Origin of the sequence: Bradyrhizobium sp. STM 3561, from assembly GCF_045571455.1 — a bacterium.
Classification (GTDB): Bacteria; Pseudomonadota; Alphaproteobacteria; order Rhizobiales; family Xanthobacteraceae; genus Bradyrhizobium; species Bradyrhizobium vignae.
This window is the reverse complement of record NZ_CP120695.1, coordinates 5,965,165-5,987,876: the sequence shown is the minus strand read 5'-3', so window position 1 is coordinate 5,987,876 and position 22,712 is coordinate 5,965,165. Positions and strand designations below refer to the sequence as shown.

Here is a 22,712-nt window from a genome sequence, read left to right as displayed (position 1 = left end):
CGCAACTGCGCACCATAATTCGGTGCTGCGCATCGCCCCGGAATGACGTTACCCGCCGTGGACAGGCGTAATGTTATAATATAACGTTCCGGGATGGTTCCCGCCGTGTCCCACGCCCACCAGCACGACCATGCTCATGGCCACTCCCATGACCACGCGCATTCGCATGGGCACGACCACACCCACGCCCATGTTCACGATGCGGCCTCGCCGCATCCGGCCCAGGCGGCGCCTTGGTCGATCCTGCGCATGACCATGGCGGGCCGTCTCGCGGCCGCGCTCGCCGTCTGCGCCGTGCTCTGGGGCATCGTCTTCCTGGCGATGAGGTGACCATGGCGGCGCTCCACTTTCACAACGTCACGCTCGGCTATGACCGGCATCCGGCCGTGCATCATCTCGGCGGCAAGATCGCTCTGGGGTCGCTGGTCGCCGTGATCGGCCCGAACGGTGCCGGCAAGTCGACGCTGCTGCGCGGCGTCGTCGGCATCCTCAGGCCGCTCGACGGCAGCATCCATCTCGGCGGGCTCGACAGCAAAGATATCGCCTATCTGCCGCAAAGCGCGGAGATCGACCGCAGCTTTCCGATCTCGGTATTCGATTTCGTCAGCACCGGGCTGTGGCGCGCGGCCGGCCTGTTTGGCGGCATCGGCAAGGCCGCGCGCGACAAGATACTCCGGGCGATCGGGTCCGTTGGCCTCAACGGATTCGAGAACCGCCCGATCGGCACGCTCTCGGGCGGTCAGATGCAGCGCGTGCTGTTCGCGCGCGTGTTGCTCCAGGATGCGAGCCTGATCGTGCTCGATGAGCCCTTCAACGCCATCGACAGCAAGACCACGGCCGATCTGCTCGCCCTGGTCAAGCACTGGCACGCTGAGGGCCGCACGGTGCTCGCTGCGCTGCACGACCTGGAAATGGTGCGCAACCATTTCAGCGAGACGCTGGTGCTGGCACGGGGCCCAGTCGCGTGGGGCCCGACGGCAGAGGTGCTGACGCCGGAGAACCTGCTGGTCGCGATGCGGATGTGCGAAGCCTTTGACGACAGCGCCGCGGCCTGCGGCGAAGATGGGCGCTTCCAGGCGGCATGATCGCAGATGCTCTATGACGCGCTGATCGGTCCGTTCACCGAATTCGAGTTCATGCGGCGGGCGCTCGCCGCCGTGATCGCGCTGGCGCTGGCGGGCGCACCGATCGGCGTGTTCCTGATGCTGCGCCGGATGAGCCTCGTCGGCGATGCCATGGCGCATGCAATCCTGCCCGGCGCGGCCGTCGGATTCCTGCTGTCGGGCCTCAATCTGTTCGCGATGACGGCCGGCGGCCTGATTGCCGGCTTTGCCGTCGCGATCCTCGCCGGCGTGGTGGCGCGATCGACCGGGCTGAAGGAGGACGCGTCGCTGGCAACCTTCTATCTGGCCTCGCTCGCGCTGGGTGTCACCATCGTCTCGATCAAGGGCACCAATATCGACCTCTTGCACGTGCTGTTCGGCAACATCCTCGCAATGGATGATCAGACGCTGCTGGTGGTGGCCTTCAACGCCACGATCACGCTGCTGGTGCTGGCCGTGATCTACCGTCCGCTGGTGATCGAGAGCGTCGATCCCCTGTTCCTGCGCACCGTCAGCCGCGCCGGGGGGCCTGCGCATCTCGTCTTTCTCGCGCTCGTCGTCATCAATCTCGTCAATGGCTTTCAGGCGCTCGGCACGCTGCTTGCGGTCGGTCTCATGATATTGCCCGCCGGCATCGCGCGGTTCTGGTCCCGCGATCTCACCGCAATGATCTGCATCGCCGTCGTCGCTGCCGCGGTCTCGGGCTATGCGGGCCTCGTGCTGTCGTTCCAGACCCGTGTGCCGTCAGGCCCCGCGATCATCCTCGTGGCGACCGTGCTCTACGTGGTCTCCGTCCTGTTCGGGCGCGTCGGCGGTATCTTGCGGCAGCTGTTTCCCGGCCGGCATTTGGAAGCGTGACGATGCGACTGATCCTGTTCTGTGCGCTGTTGTCGATCGCCTCGCCGCTGCATGCCGCGGAGCGGCTCAATGTCGTTGCGAGCTTCTCGATTCTCGGTGATTTCGTCCGCAACGTCGGTGGTGACCGCATCAATCTGACGACGCTGGTCGGCGCCGACAGCGATGTCCACGTCTACACGCCTGCACCAAGCGATGCCAAGCGAGTCGCGGATGCAAAGCTCGTCATCGTCAACGGGCTTGGGCTGGAAGGTTGGCTGCCGCGCCTCGTTCAATCCGCGGGCAGCAAGGCTCAGGTAGTCACGGCAAGCGCCGGCATCGCGCCGCTTAAATTAGGCTCGGCCGCAGATCCCCACGCCTGGCAATCCATCCCCAACGCCAAGATCTACGTCGCCGACATCGCCAATGCGCTGGCCGCGGCTGCTCCGGATGACGCGGAATTCTTCCGCGCCCAGGCCAAGACCTATTTGGAAAGGCTCGAGGTCCTCGACCGTGAGGTCCGCGAGGCCGTGGCAAAAATCTCACCCGAACGACGCAAGGTGATCTCCACCCACGATGCGTTCGGCTATTTTTCCGCCGAATACGGTATCCAGTTCATCGCCCCCCTCGGCGTCTCAACGGAGACCGAACCGAGCGCGCGCGACATTGCGGCCATCGTTGGCCAGATCAAGGCCGCGAGGATCCCGGCCGTGTTCCTGGAAAATATCAGCGATGACCGCTTGATCCGGCGGATCGCGGCCGAGACCGGGGCAAAGGTCGGCGGGACCCTGATTTCGGACGGTTTGACCGGCGAAAAGGGGCCTGCACCCACTTACATTGACATGGTCAGGCACAATATAAAGGCCCTGACCAGCGCGCTTGACCACTAGGGCAGGGGCCACCCCGCCTCGCGTCGCGCGAAAAGCCTTGAAGTCCGGAGTTGTTATGTCTGAAGCGACGTCCCAAAAGATTCCCGTGACCGTCCTGACCGGCTATCTCGGTGCCGGCAAGACCACGCTCCTGAACCGCATCCTGTCCGAGAACCACGGCAAGAAATACGCCGTCATCGTCAACGAATTCGGCGAGATCGGCATCGACAACGACCTCATCATCGGCGCCGATGAGGAAGTGTTCGAGATGAACAATGGTTGCATCTGCTGCACCGTGCGCGGCGACCTCGTCCGCATCATGGACGGCCTGATGAAACGCAAGGGCAAGTTCGACGCCATCATCGTCGAGACCACCGGTCTTGCCGATCCGGCGCCCGTCGCCCAGACCTTCTTCGTCGACGAGGATGTGCAGAAGAACGCGCGGCTCGATGCGGTGGTCACGGTGGCCGACGCCAAGTGGCTGTCAGACCGGTTGAAGGACGCGCCAGAGGCCAAGAACCAGATCGCCTTTGCCGACGTGATCGTGCTGAACAAGACCGACCTCGTCAACAAGGGCGAGCTCGCCGAGGTCGAGGCCCGCATCCGCGGCATCAACCCCTATGCGAAACTCCACCGCACCGAGCGCTGCTCGGTGGCGCTGGACGACGTGCTCGACCGCGGCGCCTTCGATCTCGACCGCATCCTCGACATCGAGCCGGATTTCCTGGAGGCCGACGATCACGACCATGATCATCACCATCATGACGGCCACGACCATCATCACCACCATGATCACGGTCACGGCCTGAAGCACTATCACGACGAGGACATGCAGTCGCTCTCGCTCAAGACCGACAAGCCGCTCGATCCCAACGTGTTCATGCCCTGGCTGCAGAACCTGGTGCAGGTCGAGGGCGGCAAGATCCTGCGCTCCAAGGGTATCCTCGCCTTCCACGACGATGACGACCGCTACGTCTTCCAGGGCGTCCACATGATGCTGGAGGGCAACCACCAGCGGAAGTGGAAGGAGGGCGAGCCGCGCGAGAGCCGCCTCGTCTTCATCGGCCGCGAATTGCCTGAGGAGGCGATCCGCAAGGGTTTCGAGAGCTGCATCGTCTCGTGATGAAAGAGTTCGCGCCACTCCCGGATTCCACCTCGATCGTCTCCGTCACCGACCGCGTCAAGCCTGTTGCGCTCGGCATGGCCGTGACCTCGGCGCATTTCCTTGGTCCTCGTGCCGCCTTCGTCGGCGGCGAGGAGAACGTCGCGTTCGTCGACGCCAAGGGTGAGATCACCAGGGTCGCAGTGCACAGCGGCGGCATTCTCTCGACTGCCTCCGACGGCAAGCGCCTCGTAATGGGCGGTGACGACGGCAAGGTCGTGTCGCTCGATGCCGAGGGCGAGGTGATGCTGCTCGCCACCGATCCCAAGCGGCGCTGGATCGACGCGGTGGCGCTGCACGCCGATGGCGCCTTCGCCTGGTCGGCCGGCAAGACGGCCACGGTCAAGAGCGGCAAGGCCGAGGAGAAGTCGATCGAAGTGCCATCGACCGTCGGCGGACTTGCCTTCGCGCCGAAGGGCCTGCGGCTCGCGATCGCGCATTACAACGGCGTGACGCTGTGGTTTCCGAACATGGCGGGATCGGCCGAATTCCTGCCCTGGGCCGGCTCGCATCACGGCGTCACCTTCAGCCCCGACAACAAGTTTCTCGTCACGGCGATGCACGAACCGGCGCTGCACGGCTGGCGGCTCGCCGATAGCAGGCACATGCGCATGACCGGCTATCCCGGTCGTGTCCGCTCGATGTCCTGGAGCGTGGGTGGCAAGGGGCTCGCGACTTCGGGCGCCGACACCGTCATCATATGGCCGTTCGGCAGCAAGGACGGTCCGATGGGCAAGGAGCCGGCGATGCTCGCCCCGCTACAGGCGCGCGTGTCCGTGGTCGCCTGCCATCCGAAGAACGACATCCTCGCCGCCGGCTACAGCGACGGCACCGTGCTGATGGTGCGGCTGGAGGATGGCGCGGAAATCCTGGTGCGCCGCAACGGCACGCCGCCGGTCGCCGCGCTTGCCTGGAACGCCAAAGGCACGCTGCTGGCTTTTGCCGATGAAAATGGGGACGGCGGCCTGCTGGAGCTTTAATCTGTCATGGTTCCCGCCATATAGGGAACCATGCGGTTTCTGACCACCTTCCAGCTTGCCGATTTTGCCGACACGCTGATCAGCCTGACCACGGCTTTCGTGCTGGGCACGCTGATCGGTGCCGAGCGCCAATACCGCCAGCGCACGGCGGGCCTGCGCACCAACGTGCTCGTTGCAGTCGGTGCCGCTGCGTTCGTCGATCTCGCCATGCATCTGGATGACGCCGATGGCGCGGTGCGCGTGATTTCCTATGTCGTCTCCGGCATCGGCTTTCTCGGCGCCGGTGTCATCATGAAGCAGGGCATGGACGTGCGCGGGCTCAACACCGCGGCGACACTGTGGGCCTCGGCCGCGGTCGGCTCCTGCGCCGGCGCCGACATGGTCGCGCAGGCCGCCGCTCTGACGGTGTTCGTCATCGCCGGCAACACCATGCTGCGCCCGCTGGTCAATGCCATCAACCGCATCCCGCTGAACGAGAAGGCGCTGGAGGCAACCTACTATTTCAAGCTCGCGGTTGCGACCGACGCTCTTCCGGATATGCGCGACCGGCTCGTCGAGAAGCTCGAGGCGGCGAAATATTCGGTGGCCGATATCGATGTGGTCGAAATCGGCGACGACATTCTGGAGATCGCGGCAAAGCTGGTCGCGAGCGCGGTCGACCCGAACGAGCTGAATGCGGTGGCCACCGATCTGCAGCATCTGCCGGGCGTGCGGCATGCGACCTGGGAGGTCAGCACGACGGAGTGAGGGGCGGCGGGTTGGGTTCCCCCTTGTTCGGTCCCGGAACCGGCGCGCCCCAGTTTCGTTGATCCCGTGGACAAAGGCGGTGATCGATATGCCCGGCCACGATGACAAGCGCAGACTGAAGCTCGATCTGGCAATCGCCGCTGCGCTGTTCGCAGCAGGCGTCGTGGTGTCGGTGATATCGCTCGCGCAAATCCGGGCCGAAAGCCGGACGGAACTGGCACAGGCGACGCCACCGCTCCAGGGCACCCCGTCCGACGATCAAGGCAAGACACCTGCGGAGTCCAAGCCCGGCGGCGACCGGCCAACCACGCCGGCGCCCGAACCGGCGCGGCCGGGCTCCGAGACGCAGGGCGCGGCGGGTGCCGCCAAGCCGGTGCTGCCGCCGGCTCCCGCGGAGAAGGTCGCGCCGCCGATTGAGAAGAAGTAGCGTCCCTCTCCACACTCGGTGTCATTGCCCGCGAAGGCGGGCAATCCAGTATTCCAGAGGCTGCAGTGCTGGAGCCGAGAAGCCACTGGAGCCCAGGTCAAGCCAGGGCATGACAGGAGTGTGTGAGGCGGAACGCCTCGCCCGCCTTACCGCACCAGAACATTCCGGAACTGCCAGGGATCGCTCGTATCGATATCTTCCGGAAACAGTCCCGGACGATCGGTCAGCGGCGTCCAGTCGGTGTAGAAACCCTTCACCGGGCCGAGATAGGGCAGCTGGATTTCCAAGAGGCGATCGAAGTCCATCTCGTCGGCTTCGACGATGCCTTCGTTCGGGTTCTCCAGCGCCCACACCATGCCGCCGAGCACGGCAGAGGTCACCTGCAGGCCGGTGGCGTTCTGATAGGGCGCGAGCTGGCGGGTCTCTTCGATGGAGAGCTGCGAGCCGTACCAATAGGCATTCTTGTCATGGCCGAACAGCAGCACGCCGAGCTCGTCGATGCCGTCGACGATCTCGTTCTCGTCGAGGATGTGATGCTTCTCCTGCATCTTTCCGGCGCGGCCGAACATTTCATGTAGCGACAGCACCGCATCGTCAGCCGGATGGTAGGCATAGTGGCAGGTCGGCCGATAGATCACCTTGCCCGACGCGTCGCGCACCGTGAAGTAATCGGCGATCGAGATCGACTCGTTGTGCGTGACGAGGAAGCCATATTGCGCGCCGCGGGTCGGGCACCAGGTGCGCACGCGCGTGTTGGCCCCGGGCTGCATCAGATAGATGGCGGCGCCGCAGCCGGCTTCGTGGGTGTGTGCATTCTCGGGCATCCATTTCTCATGGGTGCCCCAGCCGAGTTCGGATGGCTGCATGCCCTCGGACAGGAAACCTTCGACCGACCAGGTGTTGACGAAGACATCGGGCTCCTTCGGCTTCTTGGAGCGCTGGGTGTCTCGTTCGGCGATATGAATGCCCTTGATGCCGGCCTGCCGCATCAGATCCGCCCATTCGGCCTTGGTCTTCGGCCTGGGCGCATTGAGCTTCAGATCGGCGGCGACATTGAGCAGCGCCTGCTTGACGAAAAAGGAGACCATGCCGGGATTGGCGCCACAGCACGAGACCGCCGTCGTCGAGCCGGCGGGGCGGGCTTTCTTGGCGGCGAGCGTCACTTCGCGCAGGGCGTAGTTGGAGCGCGCTTCCGGGCCCTTCGAGGGATCGAAATAGAAGCCGAGCCAGGGCTCGTTGACGGTGTCGATGTAGAGAGCGCCGAGCTCGTTGCAGAGCTCCATGATGTCGGTCGAGCCGGTATCGACCGAGAGATTGACGCAAAAGCCCTGGCCGCCGCCCTCGGTGAGCAGCGGGGTCAGCACCTCGCGATAATTGTCCTTGGTCAGGCCCTTCTGGATGAAGCGGACGTTGTGCTTCTCGCAAAGCGCCTTGCGGCCCTCGTCCTTGGGGTCGAGCACGGTGATGCGCGACTTGTCGTAGTCGAGGTGCCGCTCGATCAACGGCAGCGTGCCTTTGCCAATGGAGCCGAAGCCGACCATGACGATGGGGCCGGTGATCTTCGCGTAGATCTGCGAGGCGGGGCTCATGGGATGGTTTCTCCAGAAAGTGCTGGCGGATAAACAGTGAGGGGTGGATCAGGCGCTGCGGCGCTTGTCAGATGCTGCGGCGCTTGGCGGTGACTTCGATCTCGATCTTCATCTCGGGCTTGGCGAGGGCCGAGACGACCAGCAGCGTCGCGGCCGGCCGGATGTCACCGAGAACCTCGCCGCAGACGGCAAAGTGGGCATCGATGTAGCTGGCGTCGGTGACGTAGTAGGTCGCACGGACGATATCGGCCATCTCGAATCCACCCTCCTTCAGGGCGGCTTCGATGGTCTTGAAGCAGTTGCGTGACTGGCTCGTGACATCGGCCGGCATCGTCATCGTCGTGTAGTCATATCCGGTGGTCCCCGCGACGAAGGCGAACTCGCCGTCGATCACGGCGCGGCTATAGCCGACGGTCTTCTCGAGGGGAGAGCCGGTTGAGATCAGGCGACGGGACATGGTCATGGGCCTCGACTGAAGGGTGTTTTGCGGGGTTAAAGGGCGTTTCTCGCACCTGCGCAACCCCCAAGGAAAGAGCTTAGCGCAGGCGCAGCGGGGCGTTGCCGCTCGATGCGGCTCTCGGTCCTCGCTATCGGAGCGATCCGTTAGGCCGCGTGCGCCTGGAGGGCGCGAACCGACCTCCGTTTGGGCAAGGCCGCACCGGTCGGGACGATCATCCCTTCGACACCGTCAAGCGCACCTTCGGCGAACTCGATCGCCAGCAGACGATCGCGCTCGAAGGGGCCGGGCAGCGACAGTTCGCCGGTCTTCTCGGCCGAGAAGCCGAAACGGGCGTAATAGGGGGCATCGCCGAGCAGGATCACGGCGGCATGCCCGCGCGCCCGGGCGGCGGCCAGCGCTTGATGCATCAGCGCGGCGCCGATCCCGAGCTCGCGGCAGGCTGGGTCGACCGCCAGCGGTCCGAGGACCAGAGCGGGCCTGCCTCCGGCGCTGACGTGCCAGAGCCTCACGGTTCCCACGAGTTTTCCCTCGCGCACGGCCGCCAGCGCGAGGCCGGCGGCAGGCGCGCGTCCGTCGCGCAGGCGCTGGCAGGTGCGGCCGTGGCGGTTCTCGCCAAAGCAGGCATCGAGCAGCGCTTCACGCATCGCGACGTCTCCAGCACGCTCGCCGCGGATCGCGAACGGAGCGGCTTTCGAGGTGAGGGCGATCTGTGGCTTCCGAGGAGCAGTCATGGCACGTCGTCCCCGCTCGAATCCGTGCGCCGGCGGCACGCGGATTCGAGCGTCATCAGAATGGCAATGTCGGGGAGGAGCCGGCGGACCGGCTCCCGGGTTCGTCAGGCCTCAGACCAAGAGGCGGATCAGATGTGATACGTCTTCAGCGGCGGGATGCCGTTGAACGCCACCGACGAGTAGGTCGACGTATAGGCCCCGGTCCCTTCGATCAGCACCTTGTCGCCGATCTCCAGCGTGACGGGGAGCGGATACGGGTTCTTCTCGTACAGCACGTCGGCGCTGTCGCAGGTCGGACCTGCGAGCACGCACGGCGTCATGTCCGCGCCGTCGTGACGGGTGCGGATGGCGTAGCGGATCGACTCGTCCATCGTCTCGGCGAGACCGCCGAACTTGCCGATGTCCAGGTACACCCAGCGCACCTCGTCCTCGTCGCTCTTCTTCGAGATGAGCACGACCTCGGATTCGATGATGCCGGCGTTGCCCACCATGCCGCGGCCCGGCTCGATGATGGTCTCCGGGATCTGGTTGCCGAAGTGCTTGCGCAGCGCGCGGAAGATCGAGCGGCCGTAGGTCACGACCGGCGGCACGTCCTTCAGGTACTTGGTCGGGAAGCCGCCGCCCATGTTGACCATGGACAGGTTGATGCCGCGCTCGGCGCAGTCGCGGAACACCTGCGAGGCCATCGCCAGCGCACGGTCCCACGCCTTCACCTTACGCTGCTGCGAGCCGACATGGAAGGAGATGCCGCACGGCTCCAGGCCCAGGCGCTTGGCGAGGTCGAGCACCTCGACCGCCATCTCCGGGTCGCAGCCGAACTTGCGCGACAGCGGCCACTCGGCGCCGGCGCAGTCATAGAGGATGCGGCAGAACACCTTCGCAGCCGGCGCGGCACGGGCGACCTTCTCGACCTCGGCGGCGCAGTCGACCGCGAAGAGCCGGATGCCGAGCGCGAAGGCGCGCGCGATGTCGCGTTCCTTCTTGATCGTGTTGCCGAAGGAGATGCGGTCGGGCGTCGCACCCGCGGCCAGCGCCATCTCGATCTCGGCGACGGTGGCGGTGTCGAAGCAGGAGCCCATGGAGGCGAGCAGGGCCAGCACTTCCGGCGCCGGGTTCGCCTTGACGGCATAGAACACGCGGCTGTCGGGCAGCGCCTTGGCGAAGCTCTGGTAGTTGTCGCGCACGACCTCGAGGTCGACGACGAGGCACGGCTCGGTGTCGAGGCCTTCTTTGCGGCGGTTGCGCAGGAATTCCTGGATACGTTCGGTCATGGCACTCTCCAACGGTCCCAGCGACGGGAGCCGTATCAACGTGACGTCTGATGAGAGTGCTTCGGCCACACCGCGCGATGGAGGCGCGCTGAGGACAAAAAACTCAAACCAGACTGTGCTGCCGTGGATTGGTTGGGAGAGATTCCCGCCCGCTCACCTGGCAATGAAGGACAAGCCTTTTCAGTAGCCCGCGCCGGCGTTGGACTGCCGGTAGAGACCAAAAAAGCCCGATCCGTCGTTGCTTTAAGTCGCGTCCCCCGTTGAGAGCGGGGTGCGCCGGTTCGCCTCCGGCTGCCAGTCACGGTTGCAAAGAGCGAAGTCACCTTCGACATGGCATCTCTTTGAGAGAGATGCTGGGCGCTCCGGGTTTGCTTCGTCCTATGACCGTCGGTCTTGCGACATCAGGTCTTCGACTTCTGCACTTCCGAAGAGCCCCTCGGCTTCTTCACCCCTTGGCGGCTGTCCGGCCTCTTGTCCGGATACCTACCGACTGACACACGACCACAGGCACGTGCGAAATTGGGCAAGAGCGCACATAAGCGTTTTGACTCTGCTTCGCAAGAATTTTTTTAGGCTGAGAACAGAATTGCCTAACATCTGCTTGCGCAGTGTTGCGCGAGCGACGCGGAAGATGAACAGGCGTTAAGTTTTTTGCGGCGCGCGTGTGCTGCTCACGCGCGAGAAGCGTCAGCCGCGCTTCGTGAAGGGCTCGACGCGTTGAGCGCCGCGGATGAACGCGGTCATCACGAGCACGCCGAGTGTGAACAGCACGGCCTGGAGGATGTGCGCGCCTTGGTCGCCGAGCCCGAGCAGGATCGCGAGCGCCCAGCCGCCGGCGAAGGCTGCGCCGAACACCTCAGCGCCGATCAGGATGGCGGCGCTGATGACGGTGATGACGCTGGGCCAGACGATCTGGCGGGAAGAGGAAGAAGGCGCGTTCATGGGGCTCAGGGGTCCTGACTTCGAGGGCCGCAATCTCCCCGAAAAGGCGGCCGGGAGCAAGGGCAAATGGCCCAAAAAAGCCCCATCGCGTGCTATAGCTGGCTGCAACAATCGAGCCACGAAACCGGACTTGTGATGTCAGAATCTCGCCAAATTACGGAAGCCGAGACCAACCCGCTGCTGAAGGCCTGGGTGACGCCGTTTGCGACCCCACCCTTCGACGAGATCAAGCCGGAGCACTTCCTGCCGGCGTTCGAGCAGGCCTTTGCGGACCATGCCGCCGAGATCGCGGCGATCACCAATGATCCGGCCGCGCCCGACTTCGCCAACACCATCACGGCGCTGGAGCGTTCGGGCAAGCTGTTGAACAAGGTTGCGGCGGTCTTCTATGACCTCGTCTCGGCGCATTCGAACCCGGCCATTCTGGAGATCGACAAGGAGGTCTCCTTGCGGATGGCGCGGCACTGGAATCCCATCATGATGAACGCGGTGCTGTTCGGCCGCATCGCCCAGCTGCACGAGAAGCGCGCCAATCTTGGGCTCACGCCCGAGCAGCTCCGCCTGCTGGAGCGCACCTATACCCGCTTCCACCGTTCCGGCGCCGGTCTCTCCGAGGAGGCCAAGGCACGGATGGCCGAGATCAACGAGCGGCTCGCCCAGCTCGGCACCGGCTTCAGCCACCATCTGCTCGGCGACGAGCAGGACTGGATCATGGAGCTCGGGGAGGCCGACCGCCAGGGCCTGCCGGAGAGCTTTGTCGCCGGCGCCAAGGCTGCGGCAGAAGAGCGCGGCATGGAAGGCAAGGCCATCGTCACGTTGTCGCGCTCCTCGGTCGAACAATTCCTGAAGAGCTCTGCCCGGCGTGACCTCCGCGAGAAGGTCTATAAAGCCTTCGTCGCCCGCGGCGACAACGGCAATGCCAACGACAACAATGGAACCATTGTCGAGATCCTGAAGCTGCGCGAAGAGAGCGCCAAGCTCCTGGGCTACCCGACGTTCGCCGCCTACCGGCTCGAAGACTCCATGGCCAAGACGCCGGAGGCGGTGCGGGGCCTCTTGGAGCGGGTCTGGAAGCCGGCGAGGGCGCGCGCGCTCGCCGACCGCGACGAGATGCAGGCGCTGATCACGGCCGAGGGCGGCAATTTCAAGCTCGCACCCTGGGACTGGCGCTTCTACGCCGAGAAGCTGCGCCTTCAGCGCGCCAATTTCGACGACGCCGCGATCAAGCCCTATCTTTCGCTCGACAATATGATCGCCGCCGCGTTCGACTGCGCCACGCGCCTGTTCGGGATCACCTTCGAGGAGCGCAACGACGTGCCGGTCTGGCACCCCGACGTCCGGGTCTGGGAGGTGAAGGGGCCGGACGGCAAGCACAAGGCGCTGTTCTATGGCGACTACTTCGCCCGGCCGTCGAAGCGCTCCGGCGCCTGGATGACCTCGCTGCGCGACCAGCAGAAGCTCGACGGCGACGTCGCACCGCTCGTTCTCAACATCTGCAATTTCGCCAAAGGTGCCGGCGGCGAGCCTTCGCTGCTGTCCCCCGACGATGCCCGCACCCTGTTCCACGAGTTCGGCCATGGGCTGCACGGCATGCTCTCCAACGTGACCTATCCGTCGCTGTCGGGCACGTCAGTGTTCACCGACTTCGTCGAGCTGCCGTCGCAGCTCTACGAGCACTGGCAGGAGCGGCCCGAGGTGCTGCAGAAGTTCGCTCGCCACTACCAGACCGGCGAACCACTGCCGGACGAGCTGCTCCAACGCTTCCTCGCCGCCCGAAAGTTCAACCAGGGCTTTGCCACGGTGGAGTTCGTCTCCTCCGCGCTGATCGATCTCGAATTCCACACCCAGCCGGCTGCCGCCGCGCAGGATGTCCGTGCCTTCGAGAGGCGCGAGCTGGAGAAGATCGGCATGCCCGAGGAGATCGCGCTGCGTCACCGGCCCACGCAGTTCGGTCACATCTTCACCGGCGACCACTATGCCGCCGGTTATTACAGCTACATGTGGTCGGAGGTGATGGACGCCGATGCCTTCGGCGCGTTCGAGGAGGCCGGCGACATTTTCGATCCGGCCGTGGCCAAGCGCCTGCACGACGACATCTATTCCTCGGGCGGCTCAGTCGATCCGGAAGCTGCCTATGAGGCCTTCCGCGGCCGGCCGCCGGAGCCCGAGGCGCTGCTGCGCCGCCGCGGCCTGCTCGAAACGGCAAAGGCCGCCTGATGGGCATGCGCGCTCTGTTCGGATGGCTGCTCGCCGTTGGCCTCACGCTCGCCTCGGGCGCGGCGCAGGCGCATCCGCATGTGTGGATCACCGCGACCAGCGAGCTGCTCTACGCGGCGGACGGTTCGGTCACCGGTGTGCGCCACGCCTGGACATTCGACGACATGTTCTCGGCCTATGCGGTGCAGGGGCTCGAGAGCAAGACCAAGGGCGCCTATACGCGCGAGGAGCTCGGGCCGCTGGCGCAGACCAATGTCGAGTCGCTGAAGGAATATGCCTATTTCACCTTCGCTAAGGCCGACGGCAAGAAGGAGCGGTTCCAGGAGCCGATCGACTATTTCCTCGACTACAAGGATACGGTGCTGACCCTGCACTTCACGCTGCCGCTGAAGAATCCGGTCAAGCCGAGGCAGCTCGTGCTCGAAGTGTTCGACCGCTCCTTCTTCATCGACTTCCAGATGGCCAAGGACAACCCGGTCAAGCTGGTCGGCGCGCCCGGGGGCTGCCAGATGAAGCTCGACCGTCCGAGCGACGGCTCGGCCACCGCCCAGAAGCTCAACGAACAGACTTTCCTGAATGGCGAGAACAGCAATTTCGGCATGATGTTCGCCAACAAGATCACGGTGGATTGCCCTTGAAGCAGCACCTCTCCCCGCTTGCGCGCGGGCTGATCGCCTGCGCCACAGTTGTGCTGGTCGCGATCGTGGCCGATGCCGCGCTTCATGATCTGCTCGCACAAAATCCGTTCGGCGCGCCGCGGCCGACCCAGGCGGCCGAACCCGAGGCCAGTGGCATCGTCGGCTGGCTGCTGGCAAAGCAGTCGGAATTCTATCGGCAAATGTCGTCGACCATCCGCGCCGCGAAGTCCGACGGCTCGGCGGTGTGGACGCTGCTGTTCATCTCGTTCGCCTACGGCATCTTCCACGCCGCCGGCCCCGGCCATGGCAAGGCGGTGATCGCCTCCTATCTCGTCGCCAACCGCGAGACCGCCCGGCGCGGCATCGCGCTGTCCTTTGCCTCGGCGCTAATGCAGTCGCTGGTCGCGATCCTCATCGTCGGCATCTCGGCCTGGGTGCTGAATGCGACGGCGAAAACCATGTGCAGGGCGGAGGGCGCGGTCGAGATCGCGAGCTACGCCCTGATTGCAGCGTTCGGCCTGCGCCTGGTCTGGGTCAAGGGCGGCGCCTTCATCCGCGCACTCCAGACGACCCAGCCGGTGCCGGCGATTGCGGGCGTGCCGCACGTTCATCATCATCATGAAATTCATGATCATCACGACCATGATCATCATCACCACGATCATCACGGTCACGACCATGCGCACGCCCATCACCACCACGGGCACGACCACGTCCATGATGAGCATTGCGGCCATTCCCACGGCCCCACACCGAGCGAGCTCGCGGGGCCCGGCGGCTGGCGGCGCGGCTTTGCAGCGATTCTGACCGTCGGCATCCGCCCCTGCTCGGGCGCGATCCTGGTACTGGTGTTCGCGCTGGCCCAGGGCCTGTTCTGGGCCGGCATCGCCGCGACCTTCCTGATGGGATTGGGCACCGCGATCACCGTTGCGGCCATCGCGGTCGTCGCCGTCTCCGCCAAGGACATCGCCGCCCGCTTCAGCGCAGGCCGCGACGGCGGCGGCGCGCTGTTCATGCGCGGCATCGAATTCGGTGCCGCGGGCGTGGTGCTGCTGTTCGGCGTCGGCCTCTTGTTCGGCTATATCGCGGCCGAACGGACGACGTGTTTCTGATCCCAAGCTCTCGTGTCCCGGACGCAGCGCAGCGTCCCCTTCGACGACGCGCTGCAGAGCCGGGGCCCATCTCTCCGTGTGGTAGTGTCTGGCGTTCTGGGGCCCGGATCTGCGGAGCAGCGCAAGAGCGCTGCACCGCGTCCGGGACACGGCAGCGAGAAACTCACACCGGCAGAAACCGCTTCAAGGCCGGCATGAAGAAGATCCCGAGATTGATCGCAAAGCCGATGCTCCAGAGGATCGAGCGCAGCGTCGGGCGGTTGCCGAGATAGGTCAGCACATAGGCGATCCGCACGATCAGGAACAGCGCGGCGAGCTCGTCGATCAGCCGCTGCGGCGAGTCCCTGTATTCGGCGAGCAGCACCGCGAAGGCGAAGAATGGGAAGGTTTCGATGCCGTTCTGGTGAGCGCCCAGCGCGCGCTGCGCGATGGGGTCCTCATAGAAGGCAGGATCGCGCGGCCGGGAATTGTCGAAGCTGCGAAACCTGATCCATTTGATCGAGCCGATCGTGGACAGATACAGCAACAGCGCTCCCAATACGCACCATTCCGCGAGCGTCATCTTCCCTTCCCCGCTTGGGTGCGACCCTAGCGAAACCGCCCTCGTCTTGACAAGTTCGGACCAACGCGCGACCCAACCAGCCATGAACAGCGTCGTCCCCCTCGAGACTGTGAAACCGGCCGGCCGATCCGTCCTGCCGCGCGTCGGCGTGCTCCTGATCAATCTCGGAACGCCTGACACCGCCGATGCGCCGGGCGTGCGGGTCTATCTCAAGGAGTTCCTCAGTGACGTCCGCGTCATCGAGAACCAGGGCCTGATCTGGAAGCTGGTGCTGAACGGCATCATTCTGCGCAGCCGTCCCCGCACCAAGGCGCTCGACTACGGCAAGATCTGGAACAATGAGCAGAACGAGTCGCCGCTGAAGACCATCACGCGGTCGCAAGCCGGCAAGCTCGCCGCCGGACTGTCGGACTACGCCCATGTCGTGGTGGACTGGGCGATGCGCTACGGCAATCCCTCGATCAAGTCGGGCATCGATACGCTGATCGCGAAAGGCTGCGAGCGCATTCTCGCCGTCCCGCTCTATCCGCAATACTCCGCCTCGACCTCGGCAACCGTCTGCGACGAAGTGTTCCGCGTGCTCGCCCGTCTGCGCAACCAGCCGACGCTGCGGGTGACGCCGCCCTATTATGAGGATGCGGCCTATATCGAGGCGCTCGCGACCTCGATCGAGACGCATCTGGCGAGTCTGCCGTTCGCGCCGGAGCTGATCGTGGCGTCCTTCCACGGCATGCCGAAATCCTATGTCGACAAGGGCGATCCCTATCAGACCCACTGCATCGCCACGACCGAGGCACTGCGCCGCCGGCTCGGCATGGACGAGACGAAGCTGCTGCTGACCTTCCAGTCGCGCTTCGGCAATGACGAATGGCTCCAGCCCTATACCGACAAGACCATGGAGCGGCTCGCCAGCGAAGCCGTGCGCCGCATCGCGGTGGTGACGCCGGGCTTCTCCGCCGACTGCCTGGAGACGCTGGAGGAGATCGCGCAGGAGAATGCCGAGATCTTCAAGCACAATGGCGGCGAGCAGTTTTCCGCGATCCCGTGCCTCAACGACAGCGAACCAGGCATGGACGTGATCCGCACTCTGGTGCTGCGCGAGCTTCAGGGCTGGATCTGACGTTAACCTTTGGCGCTAGGTCTGCTCCGGCATCCTTTCAAGAGCTTCCTCCCAAATACATAATCGTTGCCATTCCCTCTCGGTACGCCTTGTGCGGCATTGCGCCCATGCCGACGTTACTCGCGACCGCTGAACCGGTAGGGTATCGATCCCGACCAATGACAGCGCCGGAAAGGGCTTTTTCCCGATTTTTCCCGGCTTGGAGGAGATATGAGCGGCTTCGACATTTTCGCGATTGTTCTGGTGTTGCTCGTCATCGTCACGCTGGTGGCCGGCGTGAAGACGGTCCCGCAGGGCTATGACTGGACCATCGAGCGGTTCGGCAAATACACCCAGACGCTCAGCCCCGGGCTCAATCTGATCGTGCCCTATTTCGATCGCGTCGGACGCAAGATCAACATGATGGAGCAGGTGATCGACATCCCCGAGCAGGAGGTGATCACCAAGGACAACGCGACCGTCACGGTGGACGGCGTTGCTTTTTATCAGGTGTTCGATGCGGCGAAGGCGAGCTACGAGGTCGCCAACCTGAACCAGGCCATCACGGTTCTCACCATGACCAACATCCGCTCGGTGATGGGCTCCATGGATCTCGACCAGGTGCTGTCGCACCGCGACGAGATCAACGAGCGCCTCTTGCGCGTGGTCGACGCTGCGGTCTCGCCCTGGGGCGTCAAGGTCAATCGCATCGAGATCAAGGACATCGTGCCGCCCGCCGACCTCGTCGAAGCCATGGGCCGGCAGATGAAGGCCGAGCGCGTCAAGCGCGCCGACATCCTCGCCGCCGAAGGCCAGCGCCAGTCCGAGATCCTGCGCGCCGAGGGCGCCAAGCAGGGTCAGATCCTCCAGGCGGAGGGCCGGCGCGAAGCCGCCTTCCGCGACGCCGAGGCGCGCGAGCGTCTGGCCGAGGCCGAGGCGAAAGCGACCCAGGCGGTATCGGAGGCCATTTCCAAGGGCGACGTCGCCGCGTTGAACTATTTCATCGCCGATAAATATATCAAGGCTTTCGGCCAGTTCGCGGATGCGCCGAACCAGAAGATCATCATGTTGCCGGTGGAAGCCGTGAGCATGCTTGGCTCGCTCGCCGGCATCGGCGAGATCGCCAAGGCAACGTTCGGCGAAAGTGCCGCATCCGCAGCCGCTGCGGCGCGCCGAAGCGGATCGGTCCCGTCGTCGGGCCCGACGCCGCCCGCGGTGCCGCCGCAGTAAACGGGGCTATTTTACAGAGGTCGTGTCATGACCGACATATTCGCATCGCTGGGCAACTGGAACTGGCTGATCTTCGGCTTCATCCTGATGGCGCTGGAAGTGCTGGCGCCCGGCATCTTCCTGTTCTGGCTCGGGCTTGCGGCATTGCTGGTGGGCCTGATCTCGTTCGCTGTTGCCATGTCCTGGCAGATCCAGCTCGTCATGTTCGCGATCTTCGCCGCCGCAGCTGTGCCGGTGTGGCGCCGCCTCGCCAAGCCGAAGCCGGACGCGAGCACGAGCTCATTTCTCAACAAGCGCGCCGAGGCCTTGCTCGGCCGTGAGTTCACGCTGGAGAAGCCGATCATCGACGGTTCAGGCACAATGCGCATCGGCGACACGGTATGGCGTGTTGCGGGCCCTGATACACCGGCGGGGACGCGGGTGAAGGTGGTGCAGGTGGACGGTGCGAACCTCACGGTCGCCGCGGCGTGATTCTTTCCCTCTCCCACAACGGGAGAAGGAAGAAAGGAGCATGCGGCACGCCTTCAGATTCTACCTCTTCCACCTCTCCGCAAACCTATGCAGCGGCATGAACGTCTCGCACAGCTCGCGCCCCAGCGTCGTCAGTCCGTAACCTCCGCCGTCGCCCAACTCCACGAATCCTGCCTCGCGCAGTTCGGTCAGCCTCGCTTGCAGCACCGTGGGCGAGGCTTCATCACAGGCCGTGCGCAGGGCGCGCGAGGTGAGGGGCTCTCCGCGCAGCTCCCAGAGAATCCGCAGGCTCCAGCGTCGGCCGAGCAGGTCGAGCAGCACCATGATCGGCCGGCCCGTGCGCGAGCCGCGGACGCTGCGTGTCGTCGTGCCAGCCTGTTTAGCCATCGTCACCTCTTGCGCTGTGCTACAGATAATGTAGCGTATCGCTACGATAATTGTAGCAACGGAGACCGCCCATGTCCGGGGCCTCGCCGCGCATCGCACCGCTCACTCCGCCTTATCCCCCGGAGATCCAGGCGCAGTTCGACCGCATCATGCGCGGCGCGCCGCCGCTGGTGCTGTTCCGGGTGATGGCGGGGCACGGCCGCGCCTGGGACAAGTTCCGCGCCGGCGGCCTGCTCGACCCCGGGCCGCTGTCGCTCCGCGACCGCGAGATCGTCATCGACCGCACCTGCGCGCTGAACAGATGCGAATATGAATGGGGCGTGCACGTCGCGATCTTTGCCGGGCCGGCAAAGCTCACCCAGGACGAAGTGCGGGCGACGGTGCAGGGCGATGCAGCATCAACATGCTGGTCGCCGGCCGAGCAGGCGCTGATCGCAGCCGTCGACGCGTTGCATCATCGCGCGACATTCACGGACGAGGAGTTCGCAGCGCTGTCGGCGCATTACGACGAGGCGCAAATCCTGGAGATCATGCTGCTGTGCGGCTACTACCGCACGGTGTCCTGCCTGGCGAACGGGCTGCGGCTGCCGCTGGAGGAGAACGCGGAGCGGTTTCCGGCGTAGGTCTCTCCACCGTCATTTGCGAGGAGCCCTTGCGACGAACCAATCCAGGCTGTCTCCGCAGAGGCAGCCTGGATTGCTTCGCTGCGCTCGCAATGACGAGTGGAGAGAGCGTGCCTTACGCCACGCCCGCGCGCAGCAGATCGTGCAGGTGCACGATCCCGACCACCTTGCCCGCATCGGTCACCAGCAGTGTCGTGATCTTGCGGGTGTTCAGCACCTCGATCATCTCGCTCGCGAGCATCGAGGGCGGTACGGTCTTGGGCTGCTTCGTCATGATCTCATCGACGGTCACCGTCAAAAGGTCGGGCCGCATGTGACGGCGCAGGTCGCCGTCCGTGATGATGCCGATGGCCTCGCCTGCATCGTTGACGATGCAGACGCAGCCGAGCCCTTTGGCCGACATCTCGACCACGGCCTCCGACATCTTTGTGCCTTCGGGCTTGACCGGAATCTCCGCGCCGGTGCGCATGTAGTCGCGGACGAATTTCAGCATTGCGCCCAGCTTGCCGCCGGGATGGAAATGCGCGAACTCCAGCGCAGTGAACCCGCGCCCTTCCAGCAGCGCGATCGCGAGCGCGTCGCCGATCGCGGCCTGCATCAGGGTCGAGGTGGTCGGTGCCAGATTGTGCGGGCAGGCCTCGCGCGCCTTCGGCAGCTCGATCACGAGGTCGGCGGCTTGTCCCAGCGAGGACGAAGCGTTCGACGTCACCGCGATCATGGGGATCGCAAAGCGCGCCGAATAGTTCACGAGGTTCTTCATCTCCGGCTGCTCGCCGGACCAGGACAGCGCCATGATGACGTCGTCGGTGGTGATCATGCCGAGGTCGCCATGGCCGGCTTCGGCGGCGTGCACGAAGAAAGCGGGCGTGCCGGTCGAGGCCAGCGTCGCCGCGATCTTGCGCCCCATATGGCCGGATTTGCCGAGCCCGGTGACGATGACGCGGCCCTTGGCCTGCCGGATCAGCTCGACGGCCTTGGCGAAGGTCGCACCCAGCGGGCCGCGTAGGGCAGCGGCGAGCGCGTTGATGCCGCCGCTCTCCGTCTCCAGGGTGCGGAGCGCGGATTCGACGCTTGTCGGAATGGGGCCGGATGATGCGGTCATCAGCGGTTTCGAGCTCGGCATGGTCTGGTCCAGGGAGGAGGGGCGTTCGCCCGTTGGCGCCTGCTTAGCACGCCCCGGCCAGCGAGGCGACGAGCGCCCGGACACCCTCAACGGGTCATTAACCATAATTGTTTTAACTCCATTAACGATGGTTCCCGCCAGCCGGCAGGGCGATCGTGAAAGTATTTGATTTCGTTGAGGTTATTCCATCGTGGGGTCGTCTCCAGGCAGGGGCCGGAGCAAACGCGCGCATTTCCTGCGCGCGGCTTTGCCATGTCTGGCGCTGACGGCCCTCGGAAGCGGCCCCGCGGCCGCCCAGGGTCTCACGCCCGACCTGTTCAATCCCAACCGCGGCGGCTTTGTCTCGACCGACACGCTGCCGACCCGCCGCACGGCGGGCGTGCCGCAGGCGCCGTCGGATGCATTGCCGGCGCTGCCCGATCCCAACGCAGATCTGCGCAAGCGTCAGCAGACGCCGGCGACCTCGCGCGTCGGTCAGGTCCCGACCTACGGCCTGCCTGCCGCCAACGGGGCGAGCAGCTCGGGCTACGACTCGCTTAACCGCAAACGGCAGCAGCCAAAGCTCTATCCGGGCCAGCCGAAGCCGAAGCGTCCCGCCGGCCCCGGTTCACCGCCGCCGCCCACAACGCCAGTCACGACGCTGGGCGCGCCGCGCATCGCGCCGCCGCCGTCCGAGACCGCGCACAAGACGCCGGTAGCTCCGGCGATGGCGGGCAGTGTGCCCGGCCAGCCGCTGCGCCGCCGCCTCAAGCTCGATGAGGATCCGTTCGGTGCGGTCGGCGATTATGCCGGCAGCTTCCTGATCAAGGGCGGCCTCGAGCTCTCCACCGGCTATGACACCAACCCGGCGCGCCTGAACAAGCCGGTCGGCTCGCCCGTCTATGTCGTCGCGCCCGACCTTCTCGTGATGTCCGACTGGGAGCGCCACGCGCTGGTCGCCGATCTGCGCGGCTCGTTCTCGGGCTACACCAACAACATGCCGGCGACGATCAACGGCTTCGCGTCGCCCTCGCCGGTCGAGATCGACCGCCCCGACTTCACCGGCCACATCGACGGCCGCATCGACGTCGACCGCGATCTCAAGCTGACATCGCAGCTTCGCCTGCGGCTCGCCACCGACAATCCCGGCAGCCCGAACGTGCAGGCCGGCCTGCAGAAATATCCTGTCTACGCCGCCTATGGGACGACCGTCGGCTTCGACCAGACCTTCAATCGCTTCCAGGTCGCCGCGGGCGCCACGGTCGATCGCACCGCCTACACGGATTCGAGACTCACCGATGGCTCTGTGTTCAGCAACGGTGATCGCGACTTCAACCAATACGGCGGCGTCGGACGCTTCTCCTACGATCTGAAGCCGGGTTTGAAGCCCTTCGTCGAGATCCAGGGCGACACCCGCGTCCACGATCAGGCCGCCGACCGCAACGGCTACTTCCGCGATTCGAACGGCGGCTATGCCAAGGTCGGCTCGTCCTTCGAGTTCTCGCGCATTCTCACCGGCGAGATCTCGGTCGGCTATTCCGCGCGCAGCTACACCGATCCGCGCCTCAGCCAGCTCTCCGGCTTCCTCACCACGGGCTCCTTGATCTGGAACGCCAGCGGCCTCACCACGGTGAAATTCTTCACCGACACGCAGATCGCGGAGACCACGGTCGCCGGCTCCTCCGGCGTGCTGGTGCGCACTTACTCTGCCGAAGTCGATCACGACTTCCGCCGCTGGCTCACCGCGGTCGGCAAGTTCACCTACGGCACGCTCGACTACCAGGGCCAGAACCGCAACGACAAGACCTACTCGCTCGAAAGCAACCTGATCTACAAGCTCAACCGCAACGTCTGGATCAAGGGCACGCTGCGGCACGACATCCTGGATTCGAACCAGGCGGGCTCGAGCTCGCAGGGGACGGTGGTGATGTTGGGCGTGAGGCTGCAGAACTAGAGGGGCGGCGAGGCGCTTGAGCGAATGCGGAATAGTTGGCTCCGCGCCCGCCACCCACTGTCATGCCCCGGCTTGCCCTCTTCGCTGAAGCTTCGCCGGCCGAGCGCGTGTAGGCCCGGCGTAGCTTGGCGGAGCCGGGACCGGGGCATCCAGTACGCCGCGGCTTATCGATTCGATTACAACTGTCTCTGGAATACTGAAT

24 protein-coding genes are annotated in these 22,712 nt (G+C 65.0%); 16 read left to right on the top strand and 8 right to left on the bottom strand.

The window, feature by feature from the left end:
• Positions 1-93: 93 nt before the first annotated feature.
• The 8 genes from P6U28_RS28400 to P6U28_RS28365 all read left to right on the top strand — a co-directional run bounded on the left by P6U28_RS28400 (position 94) and on the right by P6U28_RS28365 (position 6,122).
• Positions 94-330, top strand: a complete 237-nt coding sequence (locus tag P6U28_RS28400; RefSeq protein ID WP_122400841.1) for a hypothetical protein — start codon at positions 94-96, stop codon at positions 328-330.
• A 2-nt stretch (positions 331-332) separates the two neighbouring features.
• Positions 333-1,085: a metal ABC transporter ATP-binding protein gene (locus P6U28_RS28395; protein WP_407120297.1), complete on the top strand. Its 753-nt coding sequence runs from the start codon at positions 333-335 to the stop codon at positions 1,083-1,085.
• 6 nt (positions 1,086-1,091) lie between these two features.
• Positions 1,092-1,961: a metal ABC transporter permease gene (locus P6U28_RS28390; RefSeq protein WP_122400843.1), complete on the top strand. Its 870-nt coding sequence runs from the start codon at positions 1,092-1,094 to the stop codon at positions 1,959-1,961.
• Positions 1,962-1,963: 2 nt separating this feature from the next.
• Positions 1,964-2,827, top strand: a complete 864-nt coding sequence (locus tag P6U28_RS28385; RefSeq protein ID WP_122400844.1) for a metal ABC transporter solute-binding protein, Zn/Mn family — start codon at positions 1,964-1,966, stop codon at positions 2,825-2,827.
• A gap of 55 nt (positions 2,828-2,882) precedes the next feature.
• Complete coding sequence (locus P6U28_RS28380) at positions 2,883-3,929, top strand: CobW family GTP-binding protein (RefSeq protein ID WP_407120296.1); 1,047 nt, start codon at positions 2,883-2,885, stop codon at positions 3,927-3,929.
• Positions 3,929-4,948: a WD40 repeat domain-containing protein gene (locus P6U28_RS28375; protein WP_162500105.1), complete on the top strand. Its 1,020-nt coding sequence runs from the start codon at positions 3,929-3,931 to the stop codon at positions 4,946-4,948. Before P6U28_RS28380 ends, P6U28_RS28375 begins: the two co-directional genes overlap by 1 nt.
• Before the next feature lie 30 nt (positions 4,949-4,978).
• Positions 4,979-5,695, top strand: a complete 717-nt coding sequence (locus P6U28_RS28370) for an MgtC/SapB family protein (protein WP_122400847.1) — start codon at positions 4,979-4,981, stop codon at positions 5,693-5,695.
• A gap of 88 nt (positions 5,696-5,783) precedes the next feature.
• Positions 5,784-6,122 carry a hypothetical protein gene (locus tag P6U28_RS28365; RefSeq protein WP_162500540.1) on the top strand — a complete coding sequence of 113 codons (339 nt, stop codon included), beginning with the start codon at positions 5,784-5,786 and terminating at the stop codon, positions 6,120-6,122.
• A gap of 146 nt (positions 6,123-6,268) precedes the next feature.
• Here P6U28_RS28365 and P6U28_RS28360 read toward each other — a convergent pair whose 3' ends face one another.
• From P6U28_RS28360 to P6U28_RS28340, 5 genes are all read right to left on the bottom strand, one after another.
• Positions 6,269-7,711 (bottom strand): homospermidine synthase, encoded by a 1,443-nt coding sequence (locus P6U28_RS28360; protein ID WP_407120295.1) that lies wholly within the window; start codon positions 7,709-7,711, stop codon positions 6,269-6,271.
• A 67-nt stretch (positions 7,712-7,778) separates the two neighbouring features.
• Entirely contained in the window at positions 7,779-8,168 is a 390-nt protein-coding gene (locus P6U28_RS28355; RefSeq protein WP_122406373.1) for a RidA family protein, read from the bottom strand.
• A gap of 146 nt (positions 8,169-8,314) precedes the next feature.
• Positions 8,315-8,902, bottom strand: a complete 588-nt coding sequence (locus P6U28_RS28350) for a GNAT family N-acetyltransferase (protein ID WP_122400849.1) — start codon at positions 8,900-8,902, stop codon at positions 8,315-8,317.
• A gap of 128 nt (positions 8,903-9,030) precedes the next feature.
• Positions 9,031-10,173, bottom strand: a complete 1,143-nt coding sequence (locus tag P6U28_RS28345; protein ID WP_122400850.1) for a type III PLP-dependent enzyme — start codon at positions 10,171-10,173, stop codon at positions 9,031-9,033.
• A 687-nt stretch (positions 10,174-10,860) separates the two neighbouring features.
• On the bottom strand, positions 10,861-11,115 hold the full coding sequence (locus P6U28_RS28340) for a hypothetical protein (protein ID WP_122400851.1): 255 nt from the start codon (positions 11,113-11,115) through the stop codon (positions 10,861-10,863).
• A 135-nt stretch (positions 11,116-11,250) separates the two neighbouring features.
• Here P6U28_RS28340 and P6U28_RS28335 point away from each other — a divergent pair, with 135 nt between their 5' ends.
• Genes P6U28_RS28335 through P6U28_RS28325 form a run of 3 tightly spaced genes read left to right on the top strand, consistent with a single transcriptional unit; the run spans position 11,251 to position 15,082 of the window.
• Complete coding sequence (locus tag P6U28_RS28335; RefSeq protein WP_122400852.1) at positions 11,251-13,332, top strand: M3 family metallopeptidase; 2,082 nt, start codon at positions 11,251-11,253, stop codon at positions 13,330-13,332.
• The gene (locus P6U28_RS28330) at positions 13,332-13,970 is read left to right on the top strand and encodes a DUF1007 family protein (RefSeq protein ID WP_209294643.1); all 639 of its coding nucleotides are present in this window, start codon (positions 13,332-13,334) and stop codon (positions 13,968-13,970) included. Before P6U28_RS28335 ends, P6U28_RS28330 begins: the two co-directional genes overlap by 1 nt.
• Positions 13,967-15,082: a nickel/cobalt transporter gene (locus tag P6U28_RS28325; RefSeq protein ID WP_174221547.1), complete on the top strand. Its 1,116-nt coding sequence runs from the start codon at positions 13,967-13,969 to the stop codon at positions 15,080-15,082. The genes P6U28_RS28330 and P6U28_RS28325 overlap by 4 nt, the downstream gene beginning before the upstream one ends.
• Positions 15,083-15,245: 163 nt before the next feature.
• Here P6U28_RS28325 and P6U28_RS28320 read toward each other — a convergent pair whose 3' ends face one another.
• Complete coding sequence (locus tag P6U28_RS28320) at positions 15,246-15,644, bottom strand: MAPEG family protein (protein ID WP_122400855.1); 399 nt, start codon at positions 15,642-15,644, stop codon at positions 15,246-15,248.
• Between the two features lie 82 nt (positions 15,645-15,726).
• On the opposite strand from P6U28_RS28320, the gene hemH reads away from it, so the two are divergent.
• The 3 genes from hemH (at position 15,727) to P6U28_RS28305 (ending at position 18,444) form a co-directional block, all read left to right on the top strand.
• Positions 15,727-16,764 (top strand): ferrochelatase, encoded by a 1,038-nt coding sequence (gene hemH, locus P6U28_RS28315; RefSeq protein ID WP_407120294.1) that lies wholly within the window; start codon positions 15,727-15,729, stop codon positions 16,762-16,764.
• A gap of 210 nt (positions 16,765-16,974) precedes the next feature.
• Positions 16,975-17,973, top strand: coding sequence for an SPFH domain-containing protein (locus P6U28_RS28310; protein ID WP_122400857.1), 999 nt, complete (start codon positions 16,975-16,977; stop codon positions 17,971-17,973).
• Between the two features lie 27 nt (positions 17,974-18,000).
• Positions 18,001-18,444: an NfeD family protein gene (locus tag P6U28_RS28305; protein ID WP_122400858.1), complete on the top strand. Its 444-nt coding sequence runs from the start codon at positions 18,001-18,003 to the stop codon at positions 18,442-18,444.
• A gap of 60 nt (positions 18,445-18,504) precedes the next feature.
• Here the strand turns inward: P6U28_RS28305 and P6U28_RS28300 are convergent, their stop codons facing one another.
• Entirely contained in the window at positions 18,505-18,831 is a 327-nt protein-coding gene (locus P6U28_RS28300; protein WP_122400859.1) for a helix-turn-helix domain-containing protein, read from the bottom strand.
• A 71-nt stretch (positions 18,832-18,902) separates the two neighbouring features.
• Here P6U28_RS28300 and P6U28_RS28295 point away from each other — a divergent pair, with 71 nt between their 5' ends.
• Positions 18,903-19,454 (top strand): carboxymuconolactone decarboxylase family protein, encoded by a 552-nt coding sequence (locus P6U28_RS28295; RefSeq protein ID WP_407120292.1) that lies wholly within the window; start codon positions 18,903-18,905, stop codon positions 19,452-19,454.
• Between the two features lie 115 nt (positions 19,455-19,569).
• Here the strand turns inward: P6U28_RS28295 and P6U28_RS28290 are convergent, their stop codons facing one another.
• Complete coding sequence (locus P6U28_RS28290) at positions 19,570-20,577, bottom strand: SIS domain-containing protein (protein ID WP_162500106.1); 1,008 nt, start codon at positions 20,575-20,577, stop codon at positions 19,570-19,572.
• A 190-nt stretch (positions 20,578-20,767) separates the two neighbouring features.
• Between P6U28_RS28290 and P6U28_RS28285 the strand changes: the two genes are divergently transcribed.
• Positions 20,768-22,510 carry an outer membrane beta-barrel protein gene (locus P6U28_RS28285; protein ID WP_407120291.1) on the top strand — a complete coding sequence of 581 codons (1,743 nt, stop codon included), beginning with the start codon at positions 20,768-20,770 and terminating at the stop codon, positions 22,508-22,510.
• The last annotated feature ends 202 nt before the right edge of the window (positions 22,511-22,712 follow it).

Coding starts and splice junctions, on each gene's coding strand:
- P6U28_RS28385 (WP_122400844.1), top strand. CDS start 1,964: ATGCGACTGATCCTGTTCTGTGCGCTGTTGTCGATCGCCTCGCCGCTG.
- P6U28_RS28300 (WP_122400859.1), bottom strand. CDS start 18,831: ATGGCTAAACAGGCTGGCACGACGACACGCAGCGTCCGCGGCTCGCGC.
- P6U28_RS28350 (WP_122400849.1), bottom strand. CDS start 8,902: ATGACTGCTCCTCGGAAGCCACAGATCGCCCTCACCTCGAAAGCCGCT.
- P6U28_RS28295 (WP_407120292.1), top strand. CDS start 18,903: ATGTCCGGGGCCTCGCCGCGCATCGCACCGCTCACTCCGCCTTATCCC.
- P6U28_RS28310 (WP_122400857.1), top strand. CDS start 16,975: ATGAGCGGCTTCGACATTTTCGCGATTGTTCTGGTGTTGCTCGTCATC.
- P6U28_RS28355 (WP_122406373.1), bottom strand. CDS start 8,168: ATGTCCCGTCGCCTGATCTCAACCGGCTCTCCCCTCGAGAAGACCGTC.
- P6U28_RS28305 (WP_122400858.1), top strand. CDS start 18,001: ATGACCGACATATTCGCATCGCTGGGCAACTGGAACTGGCTGATCTTC.
- P6U28_RS28390 (WP_122400843.1), top strand. CDS start 1,092: ATGCTCTATGACGCGCTGATCGGTCCGTTCACCGAATTCGAGTTCATG.
- P6U28_RS28365 (WP_162500540.1), top strand. CDS start 5,784: ATGCCCGGCCACGATGACAAGCGCAGACTGAAGCTCGATCTGGCAATC.
- P6U28_RS28375 (WP_162500105.1), top strand. CDS start 3,929: ATGAAAGAGTTCGCGCCACTCCCGGATTCCACCTCGATCGTCTCCGTC.
- P6U28_RS28380 (WP_407120296.1), top strand. CDS start 2,883: ATGTCTGAAGCGACGTCCCAAAAGATTCCCGTGACCGTCCTGACCGGC.
- P6U28_RS28360 (WP_407120295.1), bottom strand. CDS start 7,711: ATGAGCCCCGCCTCGCAGATCTACGCGAAGATCACCGGCCCCATCGTC.
- P6U28_RS28330 (WP_209294643.1), top strand. CDS start 13,332: ATGGGCATGCGCGCTCTGTTCGGATGGCTGCTCGCCGTTGGCCTCACG.
- P6U28_RS28370 (WP_122400847.1), top strand. CDS start 4,979: ATGCGGTTTCTGACCACCTTCCAGCTTGCCGATTTTGCCGACACGCTG.
- P6U28_RS28290 (WP_162500106.1), bottom strand. CDS start 20,577: ATGCCGAGCTCGAAACCGCTGATGACCGCATCATCCGGCCCCATTCCG.
- P6U28_RS28400 (WP_122400841.1), top strand. CDS start 94: ATGGTTCCCGCCGTGTCCCACGCCCACCAGCACGACCATGCTCATGGC.
- P6U28_RS28320 (WP_122400855.1), bottom strand. CDS start 15,644: ATGACGCTCGCGGAATGGTGCGTATTGGGAGCGCTGTTGCTGTATCTG.
- hemH (WP_407120294.1), top strand. CDS start 15,727: ATGAACAGCGTCGTCCCCCTCGAGACTGTGAAACCGGCCGGCCGATCC.
- P6U28_RS28345 (WP_122400850.1), bottom strand. CDS start 10,173: ATGACCGAACGTATCCAGGAATTCCTGCGCAACCGCCGCAAAGAAGGC.
- P6U28_RS28340 (WP_122400851.1), bottom strand. CDS start 11,115: ATGAACGCGCCTTCTTCCTCTTCCCGCCAGATCGTCTGGCCCAGCGTC.
- P6U28_RS28395 (WP_407120297.1), top strand. CDS start 333: ATGGCGGCGCTCCACTTTCACAACGTCACGCTCGGCTATGACCGGCAT.
- P6U28_RS28335 (WP_122400852.1), top strand. CDS start 11,251: ATGTCAGAATCTCGCCAAATTACGGAAGCCGAGACCAACCCGCTGCTG.